Source organism: Stenotrophomonas sp. 3(2025) (assembly GCF_052665395.1).
Genome location: NZ_JBQOIF010000003.1, coordinates 62,253 through 75,675, shown reverse-complemented (window position 1 = coordinate 75,675; position 13,423 = coordinate 62,253). Strand labels below are relative to the sequence as shown.

The window sequence follows — 13,423 nt, the reverse complement described above, 5'->3', positions numbered from 1 at the left end:
GCCTGCAGTCGCGTCATGACTGATGTATTGCGGTGTAGCGATTTACTGCTGCACGAAGCCGATCTTTTTCATCTGAGCATTCTTCGCGGCGGCCAGAACCTTGGCCATCACGTCGTACTCCGAATCCGGGCTGGCATCGATCCGCAGTTCCGGCTGGTTGGTCGGGTCACGCTGGACCTCCTGCTCCATCCGCTGCTGCAGTTCATGCGTACCGATCGGGCTGTTGTTCCACGAGACCTGGTTGCTGGCGTCGATCTTCAGCTCGATCGGCGGCGGCGGTTCGACCAGCTGCGGCGGTGGGTTGAGCACGCGCTGCGGCAGGTCCACGGCGATCGGATACGTCATGATCGGCGCGGTCACGATGAAGATGATCAGCAGCACCAGCATCACGTCCACGAGGGGCGTGACGTTGATGTCTGCCATGGGGCCCTTGCCACCACCACTACTGAATGCCATGGCTTATTGCCCCTTCTCTTTGGTCGCCACGAAGCCGACGTCCAGCATGCCCTGTTCCTGCGCGACCTTGGTCATCTCGTTGATGACACGCATCTTGGTGGTGCGGTCACCACGCAGGTTCAACGGCGGCTGCGGGGTCTGCTGGGCGGCGGTCGCCAAGCGCGACTCGAGGGTCTGCTTGTCGATCTCTTCGTCATTCCAGTAGATCGAACCGTCTTCCTTGACTGCCAGGGTGATGGGACCCTTGCGGTCGTTGGTGTCGTCCGGCTTCTGGACCAGATTGGCCTCCGGCAGATCCACCTTGACCTTGTGGGACATCAGCGGCGCCGTGATGATGAAGATGATCAGCAGCACCAGCATCACGTCCACGAGGGGCGTAACGTTGATGTCGGCCATGGGGCCGCCGCTGTTACCACTACTGAAAGCCATAACGGGCTCCGTCTAGATCTTGGTGACTACGTTCTCGCGGGTACAGCGCGTCGCAATTAGCGGACGCGCGAACCGGTGGCGAAGAAGTCGTGCAGGTCGTGCGCGAAGGTATCGAACTTGCTGATGGTCGCGCTGTTGATCTTGCTGAAGAAGTTGAAGGCGAACACGGCCGGGATCGCGACGAACAGACCGATGGCGGTCATGATCAGTGCTTCACCCACCGGGCCGGCAACGGCGTCGATCGAAGCGGAGCCGGTGGCACCGATCTTGATCAGCGCGCCGTAGATGCCCCACACGGTACCCAGCAGACCGACGAACGGAGCGGTTGCACCGACGGTGGCCAGCAGGGTCATGCCCGACTGCAGCTTGTTGCTTTCGCGGGTCACGGCCTGACGCAGAGCGCGGTCGACAAACTCCGAACGGCTCAGGTTCTCGCCCACGCCACCGGCGGCGCCGCCTTCAGCACGCTGGTGGTGCGCAGCAGCCTGGGCAGCGTCCAGTGCGATCTTCGAGAACGGCTCCGAAGCCGGCTGTTCTTCCATTGCACGGATGGCGTCCTGCGCGTTCGGGGTATCCCAGAACAGGCTGACGACGCGATCGGCGGCGCTCTTCAGGCGGGTAGCACGGAAGATGTTGATGACGGTCCAGTACCAGGACATGGCCGACATGACGACCAGCGTCAGCAGCACGACCCAGGAAACCGCGAAATCACCCGGCTTGGTGGTCATTTCGTGGATCAGGTGCTCGAAGCCCATCTGCGACAGGGCGTTGGACGGATTGCCCCCGGCAGCAGCGGCGATGAAAATTTCCTGCAGCATGACGCTTACCTTTGTTGTGTGTGGTGATAAAGGGTGTAGCTAAGCTAGACAATCGAACTGGAGGCGAGGGTGGCCAAGCGGCCACCCGGGCGCATCAGTTCAGCGCAAAGTTGACCGGGACGCGGACGCGGCCAGCAGCCTTCTTACCGCCAGATTCGGCGGCGTTGAAACGCCACTTGCGGGCGGCTTCCATCGCAGCACGGTCCAGATCGCGGTTACGGCTGGACTTTTCCACCGTGACATTGGTGACGTTGCCGCTGGCATCGACATCAATGATCAGGATCACTTCGCCCTGGATACCAGCGCGGAAGGCAGCCGGCGGATAGCGCGGCGGATTCATGGCCTTCGACGAGATGTCCACGCTGGCCTCGATCGAGGTCGGCGGTGCCGGCGGCGACGGCGGCGACGGCGGGGTGACGATATCGTTCGGGCGCGGTTCCGGCACGTCGACGACCGGCGCCTGCGGCGGCGGCGGGACGGGCGACGGCTTCGGCGGCGACAGATTCTTCACCGGCGGCGGCGGGGTGTCCTGCGGCGGCGGCGGCGGCGGCGGCGGTGGCGGCGGCGGCGGTGCGTCGACGATGGTCACCATGACGTTGCGCTCCTTCTCCGCAACGGCCTTGGGAGCCACGGCAGGAATCAGGAGCATCATGAAGGCGGCCAGATGCAGGGCGATTACAAACGCGATACCGACGATGCGAGGCCAGCTCAGCCCCTTGTCATCGGGTTGTTCGTACCGGTGAACGACTAGTTGTTCCGTCATGCGCCAAGAGCTCAATAGTGGGGCCGGAATCCCGGGGGCGGAATCCCTGATCAGCGGTGCATGACACCGCAGGAACCTCCAAGCTTATACCAATCCTGAGCGCTTGCGCATCAACTGCGCAGGCGTTCAGGCGTTATTCCTACTTACTTCAGGTTGATGATTTTCTTGGCATCCGCCTGGTTCTTCACGCCCTTCGCCAGCGCCTGCTGGGCGGCCTGCTTGGCCTCCGGGACACGACCTTCACTGTGCAAAACACGTGCCAGATTCAGGTAGGTCTCACCGTCCTTGGAAAGCGGGGCGGCCTTCTGCCACGCTTCGATCGCCTGCGGCACCTGGTCGGAGTAGTAGTAGGACTGGGCCAGCGCCAGGTAGACCTGGTAGTCCGGCTTCAGGATGCCCTTCTGCAACCCTTCGTTGATGACCGCGATGACGTCCTTTTCCTTGTTCTCGGTGTTGGCATAGATCGAGTACAGCTGCTTGTACTCGCGCTCTTCGGTGAGCTGGCCGCTGCTGCGCAGCTTGTCCATCACCGCGGCGGCCTTCGGCATCTGGTCGGCCTGCATGTACATGTTGGCCAGGTTCAGCTGCGCTTTCTTGTCGTTCGGGTTCTTGGCCGCCAGTGCCTCGGCGGCCTGCACCGCCTCACCGGTCTGGCCGGCTTCGGCCAGCGCGGCCATCAGCAGCTGGTTCCAGTTGTCCTTCGGCTCGGCAGCACCGGCGATGGCCTGCTTCAGCACCGGGATCGCTTCCTGGTAGCGCTCCAGCTGGTACAGCGCCTGGCCCTTGATGATCAGCTCTTCCGGCTTGGTCGACTTGCTCTCGGCGAAGTACTTGTCGAGGGTTGCCAGGCCTTCAGCGGTCTGATCCTCCTGGATCTGCAGCTGGCCCAGCATCAGCATCGACTGGAAGTGGCCGTTGTTGTCCAGGCCGTTGAACTGCAGCACCTGCTTGAGGTACGCGATGGCGGCGGCGGTGTCGTCGGTCTGGTAGGCGGCCTGCGACGCCAGCTGTGCTGCCAGCGACTTGTCGTACTCGTTGGCGCTCTCGGTGGCCAGGATCTCGTCGGCCAGCGTGCGGGTCTCCGGGAACTTTTCCTTGTTGTAGCTGTCAATCATTTTCTGCAGCTTGCTGCCCAGCTTGGCCGACGACTTCGCAGCCGGTTCCTGGCGGGTCGCGTTCGGGAACAGCACTTCGGCCTTGGCCTGCTTGCCGCCGCGGTTGCCACGCTCGGACGAACGCGAGGACTGCGCGAACGCGTCGGTGACCACGGCGCCGGTCAGGGCAGTGGCGATGAGGACGGAAAGCACAGCTTTGTGGTTACGGAAAATCATCGTTCACCTCGATCGAACCGCCGGTAGCGGCAAAGTCGGACTGTCAGAAAAATCTGAGCCGCCAAACGTATCAGAAACAGATGGCGTGAGAAATCGTTTTATGTGCTGCAATACAGCATGAATCTGCGCACTCAGCCACACTTTGGACGGCGTCCGGCCGCCTGCGCCTGCTGGTAGACAGGGCCCAGCGCCGGTACATCGCGCTGCAACTCCCTGATCCGATTGGCAGGATCGGGATGGGTCGACAACCATTGCGGGCTGCGACCGCCACTGGCAGCCATCATGTTCTGCCACAGATCGACGGCCTGGGCGGGGTTGAATCCGGCCTCGGCCATCAGCCGCTGACCGATCACGTCAGCCTCGCTTTCCTGGGTGCGTGAGCCGGGCAACAGGAACGCGGTCTGCGCCCCCATCCCGCCCAGCTGGTTGACCGTACTGGCTGCACCTTCGCCGCCATAGGCGCCGGCCAGCGCGCCCAGCACCGCCAATCCGGTCTGCGCGCCCATCTGCCGGGTGATGCGTTCTTCGTGGTGGCGGGCGATCACGTGGCCGATTTCATGGCCGATCACCGCTGCCAGCTGATCCTGGTTCTTGGCAACGCTGAAGATGCCGGTGTTGACCCCGACCTTGCCGCCGGGCAGGGCGAAGGCGTTGGGTTCCTTGTCGACGAACACCGCCGTTTCCCACCGTACGCCACGGTACTGAGGCGGCAGCTGTGCGACGAGCGCGTTGACCACGCATTGCACGTAGCCGTTCTGGCGGCCGTCGCTGCTGATCTTCTCTTTCTGCTTGGTTTCGGCGAACGCCTGCGCACCCAGCTGATCCAGCTGCGCCTGCGACACACCGCCCACCATCTGCCGACGGCCGGTGGGTGAAGTGGTGGTCGCGCAGGCGCTGACCAGAGTGGTGATGACGATGGCCAGCAGCAGTTGTTTCATGGACCCACCCCCGTGTTCAGAAGCCCAGTGTGTAACGGGTCTGCTTAATCTTTCGTCAAGCGGACAGCGCCTTACGTTGCCCCGAAAAACACCAGCGCCGCAAGCGCCACCGCATTGTTCAGCGCATGGGCGGCGATCGCTGCCCACAAGGTGCCGGTGCGGCGGTACAGCCAGCAGAACGCGGCGCCCATGCCGCCATAGACCAGCCATAGCTGGGCGATCTCGGCCGGGCCATTGGCGCTGGTACCGGGAATTTCATGGATGAGCGCGAACGCCAGGCTGCTCAGGATCATCCCCAGCCACGGCCGCCCGGCCTGCCACAGGCGCCCGAACAGGACCCGGCGAAACAGCAGTTCCTCGTAGGCGGGTGCAAGCACCACGGCAAACAACGTCAGGAACAGCGGAAAGCGGGCAACCGCGTTCTGCATCAGTTCGAGGTTTGTCGGTACCGGCTCGATACCCATCTGCTTGGCCACAAAGGCGATGCCGTTGCTGCCGATCACGATCGCGCTGGCCACCAGCAGGGTCCAACCCCAGGTGGAGGGGCGACGGAGCGCGTCGCGCGAACGCTGGCGTTCTGCAGCGTTGGCCGGTCGGCGCCAGAAGTACACCAGCAGTGCTGCGCCGCCGGTAGCGACCAGTGCCATCAGGATCTGCCCAAGAGCACCGGGCTGGCCGAGCTGCTGGGTGACCGCTGCCGGGTCAGGCGTGCCACCGCCGGATTTGGCGCTGGCGTATCCCACAACGATGCCGCGATAGAGTCCCCAGATCAGCCCGCCCACCAGGCTCAGCCCGAACAGGGTGACGGCGGCGATTCCCAGATCGATGAAGAAGCCCGCCAGCGGCGAGGAGGCGCGGGGCGTGACAGTAGCCGGTGGAACCGGCGGCGGAGCGGAAACCGGGGCGGAAGCGGACATCGATTACCTGCGATCAAGGGACAAAAGCCGGCGCGCCTCCCCGCGCGCCGGCCACCATCCGATTGTGTCAGATATCCAGGTTGGCGACCTTCAGCGCGTTGTCTTCGATGAAGTCACGACGCGGTTCGACCACATCACCCATCAGGGTGCTGAAGATCTGGTCAGCGGCGACCGCATCTTCGATGCGCACCTGCAGCAGGCGGCGGGTCTCCGGGTTCACCGTCGTATCCCACAGCTGTTCCGGATTCATTTCGCCCAGACCCTTGAATCGCTGGATCTGACGGCCGCGCTTGGCTTCGTCCAGCAGCCAGTTGCGAGCCTGCGCGAACGAGTCGATCTCGATCGACTTGGCGCCACGGGTGATTACCGCGCCTTCGCGGACCAGGCCGTGCAGCAGCTGCGCTGCCTGGTGGATGCCACGCAGCTCGCCGCTTTCAAGCGCCGACAGCGGCAGCACCTGGATGTGCTGTTCGCCCATGTGGCTGCGCGTGACCAGCACCGCAGCCGGACGCTGCTCGTTGGGTTCCTGCAGCTCCAGGGTGAAACGGGCGCTGCCGAGGTTGCCCTGGTTGAGGTGCTTGGCCAGCGCGTCCAGGCCCTCACCGGGACCTGCGTTGCGCAGGTTTTCCAGCTCCAGCGGCATGAAGTCGACCAGCGCTTCGAGCAGGTTGCGGTCGTAACGGTGGGTATTGCGGTTGATCGTGTCCTGCGCGGCAGCGTAGGCGAGCAGCAGCTTTTCCAGCGCCACGCCATCGATAGGCGGCTCGCCGCTGGCCGGCACCAGCCCGGCGTTCTCCACTGCGCTGCTGGCCAGATAGCTGTCCAGCGCCGGATCGTCCTTCAGGTACAGCTCCTGCTTGCCCTGCTTGATCTTGTACAGCGGCGGCAGGCCGATATAGACATAACCACGCTCGATCAGCTCCGGCATCTGACGGTAGAAGAACGTCAGCAGCAGGGTGCGGATGTGCGCGCCGTCGACGTCGGCGTCGGTCATGATGATGATCTTGTGGTAACGCAGCTTGTCCGGGTTGTACTCGTCGCGACCGATGCCGGTGCCCAGCGCGGTGATCAGCGTACCCACCTGGTCGGACGCCAGCATGCGGTCGAAGCGTGCACGTTCCACGTTGAGGATCTTGCCGCGCAGCGGCAGCACCGCCTGGTTCTTGCGGTTGCGACCCTGCTTGGCCGAGCCACCTGCCGAGTCACCCTCGACGATGAACAGTTCGGACAGTGCCGGATCCTTTTCCTGGCAGTCGGCCAGCTTGCCCGGCAGGCCGGCGATATCCAGCGCACCCTTGCGGCGGGTCAGGTCGCGGGCCTTGCGCGCGGCTTCGCGGGCACGGGCAGCGTCGACGATCTTGCCGGCGATGGCCTTGGCTTCGTTCGGGTTTTCCTGCAGGAACTCTTCCAGGCGCTGGCCGAACGCACTTTCCACGGCCGGACGCACATCCGAGCTGACCAGCTTTTCCTTGGTCTGGCTGGAGAAGCTCGGGTCCGGCACCTTCACCGACAGCACCGCGATCATGCCTTCGCGCATGTCATCGCCGGTCAGGTTGATCTTGGCCTGCTTGGCGATGCCGTTCTGCTCGATGTAGTTGTTGAGCACACGGGTCAACGCGCCACGGAAGCCGGCCAGGTGGGTACCGCCGTCCTTCTGCGGAATGTTGTTGGTGAAGCAGTACATCGTCTCCTGGTAGGAGTCGGTCCACTGCAGCGCCACTTCCACGGTGATGCCGTTGGATTCGCCGGTTACCGAGATCACGTTCGGGTGCAACGGCGTCTTCAACTGCGCCAGATGCTCCACGAAGCTGCGGATGCCGCCCTCGTAATGGAAGTCGTCGCGGCGGCCATCACCACGCTCGTCCACCAGCACGATCTTGACGCCGGAATTGAGGAAGGACAGTTCGCGCAGGCGACGGGCCAGGATGTCGTAGTGGAATTCCACGTTGTCGTGGAAAGCCTTTACCGACGGCCAGAAGCGCAGGGTGGTACCGCGCTTGGTGCTGGGGCCGACCTGCTTGAGCGGATGTAGTGCTGCGCCGTCGGCGTATTCCTGCTGGTAGTGGAAACCGCCCTGATGGATATCCAGGACCAGCTTCTGCGACAGCGCGTTGACCACGCTGACGCCCACGCCATGCAGGCCGCCGGAAACCTTGTAGCTGTTGTCGTCGAACTTGCCGCCTGCGTGCAGGACCGTCATCACGACTTCGGCTGCAGACACGTCGCGGTCGAGCTTCTTGCTCATCTGCTCGTGCTTGCCCGTCGGAATGCCGCGACCGTTGTCGGACACTCCGACCGAGCCGTCGGCATGGATCGTCACTGACACGTGGTCGGCATGGCCGGCGAGGGCTTCGTCGATCGAGTTGTCGACGACCTCGAACACCATGTGATGCAGGCCGGTGCCGTCATGGACGTCGCCGATGTACATACCTGGGCGCTTGCGGACAGCCTCCAGGCCTTCCAGGGCCGTAATGCTGTTGGCGTCGTAGTTGCCGTTGTTTGCCGGGGTGTTCTGTTCGTCGGTCATTGCGCTTGCCGTAGGCTCCGCAGGTCGGACACCGCTTTGAGCGATGTGCCGAGAATGAAGGGATAGCAGCCTGAATTATACCAGCCGGGGCTGAGCGGCCTTGCCGTGCCCACTATGGCACAGCCACGATCTGTGCATGTTCCACGTGGAACCGGGTGATGTTGCTCAGAGTCTCCAGTGCTGCAGGCGTTTCTGTTGCAGTGATGAATATCTGCGCCGGTGCCGCCAACAGGCGGTGCAGTACCCGGGCCTGGTGTGTGCGATCCAGCTCCGAGGCCAGATCGTCGAGCGCGATGACGGGCCACTCGCCACGCTGCTCGGCGTAATCCTCCGCCTGGGCCAGTAGACAGGCGAGGGCGGTGAGCTTGGCCTGGCCGCGTGACAGCGCATCGCGCCCCGGGATGCTCTGGAACGCCACGCTCCAGTCCGCCCGGTGTGGGCCCAGCGAGGTGTAACCCGCCTGACGGTCGCGATCGCGCGCCAGCAGAAGGGCATCTGCCAGCGGAACCTCGTGCCGGCGCCAGCCGGGACTCAGATTCAGGCCCACGATTCCCAGTTGCGGAGCCAGTGCCTCGGCCAGGGCGATGGTTCGGGACTGCAGTCGCTCCAGGTAGTGCTGCCGACGACTGGTCAGCGGTTCTCCCGCCTCGGCCAGCTCGTGATCCCAGGTATCGAGCATCCGCGACGGCCCGCCCTGCTTGAGCAGGGCATTGCGCTGCTTCAACGCGCGCGAATAGCGCCGCCACAAGGAAAGGAAGTCTGGTTCCACGTGGAACAGGCCCCAATCCAGAAAGCGCCGTCGCGGCTCGCCACCACCACTCACCAAGGCGTGACTGCCCGGTTCAAAGGTCACCACAGCGAGGGCGGCACACAGGTTTCCGAGTTGGGCGACGTCTTCGCCATCCAGCCGCCCCTTCCACTCCTGCCCGCTATGCCGCAGCCCGGCTTTTCGCCTCTGCACGGACAGATCACCGCGTTGCTCGTCCCATTCCACGAAGACTTCCAGAGCTTCATGGCCCTGACGCACCAGGCCATCGCGTACCCGCCCGCGGAAACTGCGCCCATAGGCCATCAGATGCAACGCTTCCAGGACGCTGGTCTTGCCAGCGCCGTTGTCACCGGTCAGCAGATTCACCCCTGGCTGGGGCGACAGCTCCACCGCATCGAAACGACGCAAGTGGTGGAGGGCAAGACGACAAATCTGCATGGGATGCGACAGACCATCCGCACAGGGCGGTAGAGGGGCGGGGAATCACCCAGCTTACTGCATTGGTCAAGCCAGCCAGCGTGGATCGGACGTGGACCGGCATCAGCGGGGCGTTGCAGCCTTGGAGAACACGGGTTCCACGTGGCGGAGGCCTGCCGGCATGCAGGCGGCCGGAGACAGTGGCCGAAATCGTTCAAATCCGGCAGGAAGCCAAGGCTCAAGGCGTCCAGATTTCGCCATTCCGAAGACGGTTTCCCCGGCTCATGGCCTGACTCCACACCGAGATTGCAGTCAGTGCTCCCCAGATTTCTTGAAATCTGCGACCAAGGCCCCTGCTAGGTTCCACAGATTTCAAGAAATTCAAAGCGGCAGTTCCACGCCATCCACAGCGGGCCTGTATGACTTATACACAAGGTGTGGGCGAACTGTGGATAAAAAAGGCACTTTTCCTCGGCTGTAAAACTATCCACAGGTTCCCCCCCAGGCTTGATCGCCTATATACAGGGGGTTTCAGCCCTATAAAAGCTTTTTTAATCATATACATAGCCTACTTTTACATGAAATCTGGCCCTACCATCACCACCAAGCTTTTGATTTATACCCAGATTTAGAAGCTAGGGAGGCGCCGAAATTCCACGAACGAGGCCTGTGGACAGAGAGGTCAGCACGCAGGCGGAAGCTGCTGGATCCGATCCCGCTGCGCGCTCATATCCAACGTGTCTCGACATCTCAGCATGTGGATTCCACCGCTGGCTTCCCGGGACCGTGGGTTCCCTGCGCCGACAACCCATCAGGGCAACGCGGATGCTCACATCGGAACGAGCCACAAAGGGCGGCGGTAAGCATTCGCAACGATGCTCCACGTGGAACAAAAAAAAAGACGCCCGGAGATCCCGGGCGTCCATGTGTTCCACGTGGAACGGCGCAGCTGTCAGAGACGCAACGGCATCACCACATGACGCGACTTCTCGCTGCTCGATTCACGCACCAGCGCCGAGGAGTTGGAGTCGCGCAACTGAATGATCACTTCTTCGTCGCGCAAGGCGGAGAGGGCATCCAGCAGGTAGTTCACGTTGAAGCCGATGGCCAGGTCGCTGACCGTGGTGTCGGCCTCGATCTCTTCCTGGGCTTCTTCCTGCTCCGGGTTGTGCGCGCTGATCTTCAGGTTGCCCGGCGAAACTTCCACGCGGATGCCGCGGTACTTCTCGTTGGACAGGATCGCAGCACGCTGCAGCGAGGCACGCAGTGCTTCGCGATCCACCTTCACCTCGCGGTCGGCACCAATCGGAATCACTGCCTCGTAATCCGGGAAGCGACCGTCGATCAGCTTCGAAGTGAAGGTGACATCGTCGCGTTTCACGCGAACGTGGCTACGGCCGACTTCCAGTTCGATCTCGCGATCACCGCTTTCCAGCAGGCGCTGCAACTCGGTCACGCCCTTGCGCGGAACGATGATCTGGCGCTTGGAACCGCTGGGCTTGGCCAGATCGGTTTCGCACAGGGCCAGGCGATGACCGTCGGTAGCGACGGTGCGCAGCGCGTCGCCGCGCAGGTCGAACAGCAGGCCGTTGAGGTAATAACGCACGTCCTGCTGGGCCATCGCGAACGCAGTTCGCTCGATCAGCTCCTTCAGCGTGGCTTCGCCGATCGCGACACGCTCGGTGGCTTCCACTTCGTCCACCGACGGGAAGTCGTTGGAGGGCAGGGTGGCCAGGGTGAAGCGGCTGCGTCCTGCTTGCACGGTGATCTTGTCACCGGTCTGCGAGACGGTGATCCGGCTGCCATCAGGCAGGGCGCGGATGATCTCGAACAGCTTGCGGGCGGGAATGGTGGTTTCGCCGTCCTGGGCATCTTCAACCGCGATCCGCGACACCATCTCCACTTCCAGGTCGGTACCGGTCAGCGACAGCTGGCCGTTCTGCACCTGCACCAGGAAATTGGCCAGAACCGGAAGGGTCTGGCGGCGTTCGACCACGTTGACGACCTGTGCCAACGGCTTGAGAAAGGCTTCGCGCTGCAGTGTGAAACGCATGTGGTTCCGTGCCCCTATGCTTTAAAAAAATGTGGAATAAATCAAAAGCTTGGTGGTGCTGGTAGAGCCAGAATCGCTGGAAAACGCAGCTAAGTCCTTGTAAACAAAAGGAATTAAGCCTTCGAAACCCTCTGCATTACCAGCCCCCAAGGGGTGGGGAAAGCTGTGGATAAATCTTCCGGGAAATCCAACGGCATTTTTATCCACACCCTGTCCCGCGCTTGCTACCGGATTCTGCACCGTTTTATGCGGTGACGCCTCATCGGCGTACGTGCATCATTCGCTCAGCTTCCGGATCAGCTTGTCCCAGTCCTCGCGGAGCTTGCCGTCGGCTTCCATCAGGGTGCGGATCTGCCGGCAGGCATGCAGCACCGTGGTGTGATCGCGACCGGCAAAGGCGTCGCCGATTTCGGGCAGGCTGTGTTCGGTCAGTTCCTTGGTCAGCGCCATGGCAACCTGGCGCGGACGGGCCAGCGACCGGGTCCGACGCTTGGACAGCAGATCCTTGATCTGCAGCCCGTAGTAATCGGCAACGGTTTTCTGGATGTTGGGAATGCTGATCGCCTGCTGCTGGGCGCGCAGCAGGTCGCGCAGGGTTTCCTGGGCGAATTCGGTGGTGATCGCACGGCCGGTGAAATTGGCGCGGGCGGTCAGGGTATTCAGCGCACCCTCGAGGTCGCGCACATTGGAGCGCATCTTCTTGGCAATCAGGAACGCAACGTCATCGGGAATCTCGGCACCACGCTCGCGGGCCTTGGCCAGCACGATCGCAGCGCGGGTCTCGAAGTCCGGCGGCTCGATGGCGACCGACAGGCCCCAGGCAAGCCGCGACTTCAGGCGCGCTTCCAGGCCTTCGACCTCGCGCGGATAGCGGTCGCAGGTCAGGATGATCTGCTGCTTGCCATCGAACAACGCGTTGAAGGTGTGGAAGAACTCTTCCTGGGTGCGATCCTTGCCTGCGAAGAACTGGATGTCATCGATCAGCAGCGCGTCGACCTGCTGGAACTGGCGCTTGAACTGATCCATGGTCTTTTCCTGCAAGGCCCGGATCATCGCGCTGAAGAACTGTTCCGAACGCAGGTACAGCACCTTGGCGGCCGGATTGGCCTGACGCATCGCGTTGCCGGCGGCGAACATCAGGTGGGTCTTGCCCAGGCCGGTGCCCCCGTACAGCAGCAGCGGATTGTGCGCGCGGTCGCCCGGCTTCTGCGCCGCCTGGAATGCTGCGGCCAGGCCCAGCTGGTTGCTGCGGCCTTCCACGAAGTTGGCGAAGGTGTAGTGGTTGTCCAGGTTGCCGGCGAAGGGAACCTGCGGCTGCACCGGCGCCTGCGCCGAATGGCTGGAAACCGGCGCGATCTGCGCGTCCACGGGCCGCGGACGCGAGCCGATTTCAAGAAATACGTCGCCGAAACCGGCAAAGTGGGTGACCAGCTCGCGGATCCGCGGCAGGTACAGTTCGCGCACCTGATCGACAATGAAGGCATTCGGTGCATACAGCACCAGGCTGTCAGCGCGCAGATCTGCCTGCAGCGGCTTCAACCAGGTGTGAACATCCTCGGGCGGGAACTCCGCCTCGAGTCGCTCGAGACTACGTGACCAGGCATCCATCAGCAATAATTGTCCGGTGGCCGATGCATAGGCGCGAAAAGGCGCCCAAACACAGGCCTGAAAGGGGGGAAATGGATGGCTCAGCCTACCACCGAGCGCCCGCCTTCGGAATGCTTGTCCCCTACTTATTCACAAAAAGATCCACAGCTATTGCACAGCCCGGTGAATTGGCGTAGCAGACAGGGGTTGACGGGAGGGGGTGCACCTCTCTAAAATTTCCGGTTCTTTCCGTCCCATTCATACGAGAGGCCCACATGGCCACCAAGCGCACCTTCCAGCCCAGCAACCTCAAGCGTAAGCGCGACCACGGCTTCCGTGCCCGTATGAAGACCGCTGACGGCCGCAAGATCCTGTCGCGTCGCCGCGCCAAGGGCCGCAAAGTCCTGAGCGCCTGATT

12 protein-coding genes are annotated in these 13,423 nt (G+C 62.8%); 1 reads left to right on the top strand and 11 read right to left on the bottom strand.

Translation table 11 applies throughout. The features are described 5' to 3' along the window. Positions 1-42 precede the first annotated feature (42 nt). The 11 genes from ACUXVE_RS03265 to dnaA all read right to left on the bottom strand — a co-directional run bounded on the left by ACUXVE_RS03265 (position 43) and on the right by dnaA (position 13,026). Complete coding sequence (locus tag ACUXVE_RS03265; protein WP_025875547.1) at positions 43-456, bottom strand: ExbD/TolR family protein; 414 nt, start codon at positions 454-456, stop codon at positions 43-45. A gap of 3 nt (positions 457-459) precedes the next feature. After that, positions 460-885 (bottom strand): ExbD/TolR family protein, encoded by a 426-nt coding sequence (locus ACUXVE_RS03260; protein WP_025875550.1) that lies wholly within the window; start codon positions 883-885, stop codon positions 460-462. A 56-nt stretch (positions 886-941) separates the two neighbouring features. Then, a complete protein-coding gene (gene exbB / locus ACUXVE_RS03255; RefSeq protein ID WP_093820368.1) occupies positions 942-1,703 on the bottom strand; it encodes a TonB-system energizer ExbB in 762 nt (253 codons plus the stop codon). A gap of 94 nt (positions 1,704-1,797) precedes the next feature. Next, positions 1,798-2,466, bottom strand: coding sequence for an energy transducer TonB (locus tag ACUXVE_RS03250; RefSeq protein WP_093820370.1), 669 nt, complete (start codon positions 2,464-2,466; stop codon positions 1,798-1,800). A 143-nt stretch (positions 2,467-2,609) separates the two neighbouring features. After that, positions 2,610-3,797, bottom strand: coding sequence for a tetratricopeptide repeat protein (locus ACUXVE_RS03245; RefSeq protein WP_208083125.1), 1,188 nt, complete (start codon positions 3,795-3,797; stop codon positions 2,610-2,612). A 131-nt stretch (positions 3,798-3,928) separates the two neighbouring features. Beyond that, positions 3,929-4,735 (bottom strand): M48 family metallopeptidase, encoded by an 807-nt coding sequence (locus tag ACUXVE_RS03240; RefSeq protein WP_025875555.1) that lies wholly within the window; start codon positions 4,733-4,735, stop codon positions 3,929-3,931. A gap of 71 nt (positions 4,736-4,806) precedes the next feature. After that, positions 4,807-5,652: a CPBP family intramembrane glutamic endopeptidase gene (locus ACUXVE_RS03235; protein WP_032978482.1), complete on the bottom strand. Its 846-nt coding sequence runs from the start codon at positions 5,650-5,652 to the stop codon at positions 4,807-4,809. A gap of 67 nt (positions 5,653-5,719) precedes the next feature. Next, a complete protein-coding gene (gene gyrB / locus ACUXVE_RS03230) occupies positions 5,720-8,179 on the bottom strand; it encodes a DNA topoisomerase (ATP-hydrolyzing) subunit B (RefSeq protein ID WP_093820374.1) in 2,460 nt (819 codons plus the stop codon). Positions 8,180-8,291: 112 nt separating this feature from the next. After that, the gene (gene recF / locus ACUXVE_RS03225; protein WP_222388073.1) at positions 8,292-9,386 is read right to left on the bottom strand and encodes a DNA replication/repair protein RecF; all 1,095 of its coding nucleotides are present in this window, start codon (positions 9,384-9,386) and stop codon (positions 8,292-8,294) included. Positions 9,387-10,317: 931 nt separating this feature from the next. Beyond that, positions 10,318-11,418: a DNA polymerase III subunit beta gene (gene dnaN, locus ACUXVE_RS03220; RefSeq protein ID WP_005411731.1), complete on the bottom strand. Its 1,101-nt coding sequence runs from the start codon at positions 11,416-11,418 to the stop codon at positions 10,318-10,320. 276 nt (positions 11,419-11,694) lie between these two features. Further along, positions 11,695-13,026, bottom strand: a complete 1,332-nt coding sequence (gene dnaA, locus ACUXVE_RS03215; RefSeq protein ID WP_025875573.1) for a chromosomal replication initiator protein DnaA — start codon at positions 13,024-13,026, stop codon at positions 11,695-11,697. A 254-nt stretch (positions 13,027-13,280) separates the two neighbouring features. Between dnaA and rpmH the strand changes: the two genes are divergently transcribed. After that, a complete protein-coding gene (rpmH, locus tag ACUXVE_RS03210; protein WP_006404565.1) occupies positions 13,281-13,421 on the top strand; it encodes a 50S ribosomal protein L34 in 141 nt (46 codons plus the stop codon). Positions 13,422-13,423 lie beyond the last annotated feature (2 nt).

Excerpts from the sequence above, each read along its gene's own strand:
- gyrB (WP_093820374.1), bottom strand. The coding sequence starts at position 8,179 with ATGACCGACGAACAGAACACCCCGGCAAACAACGGCAACTACGACGCC.
- ACUXVE_RS03265 (WP_025875547.1), bottom strand. The coding sequence starts at position 456 with ATGGCATTCAGTAGTGGTGGTGGCAAGGGCCCCATGGCAGACATCAAC.
- ACUXVE_RS03240 (WP_025875555.1), bottom strand. The coding sequence starts at position 4,735 with ATGAAACAACTGCTGCTGGCCATCGTCATCACCACTCTGGTCAGCGCC.
- ACUXVE_RS03250 (WP_093820370.1), bottom strand. The coding sequence starts at position 2,466 with ATGACGGAACAACTAGTCGTTCACCGGTACGAACAACCCGATGACAAG.
- ACUXVE_RS03260 (WP_025875550.1), bottom strand. The coding sequence starts at position 885 with ATGGCTTTCAGTAGTGGTAACAGCGGCGGCCCCATGGCCGACATCAAC.
- dnaN (WP_005411731.1), bottom strand. The coding sequence starts at position 11,418 with ATGCGTTTCACACTGCAGCGCGAAGCCTTTCTCAAGCCGTTGGCACAG.
- dnaA (WP_025875573.1), bottom strand. The coding sequence starts at position 13,026 with ATGGATGCCTGGTCACGTAGTCTCGAGCGACTCGAGGCGGAGTTCCCG.
- rpmH (WP_006404565.1), top strand. The coding sequence starts at position 13,281 with ATGGCCACCAAGCGCACCTTCCAGCCCAGCAACCTCAAGCGTAAGCGC.
- ACUXVE_RS03245 (WP_208083125.1), bottom strand. The coding sequence starts at position 3,797 with ATGATTTTCCGTAACCACAAAGCTGTGCTTTCCGTCCTCATCGCCACT.
- exbB (WP_093820368.1), bottom strand. The coding sequence starts at position 1,703 with ATGCTGCAGGAAATTTTCATCGCCGCTGCTGCCGGGGGCAATCCGTCC.
- recF (WP_222388073.1), bottom strand. The coding sequence starts at position 9,386 with ATGCAGATTTGTCGTCTTGCCCTCCACCACTTGCGTCGTTTCGATGCG.
- ACUXVE_RS03235 (WP_032978482.1), bottom strand. The coding sequence starts at position 5,652 with ATGTCCGCTTCCGCCCCGGTTTCCGCTCCGCCGCCGGTTCCACCGGCT.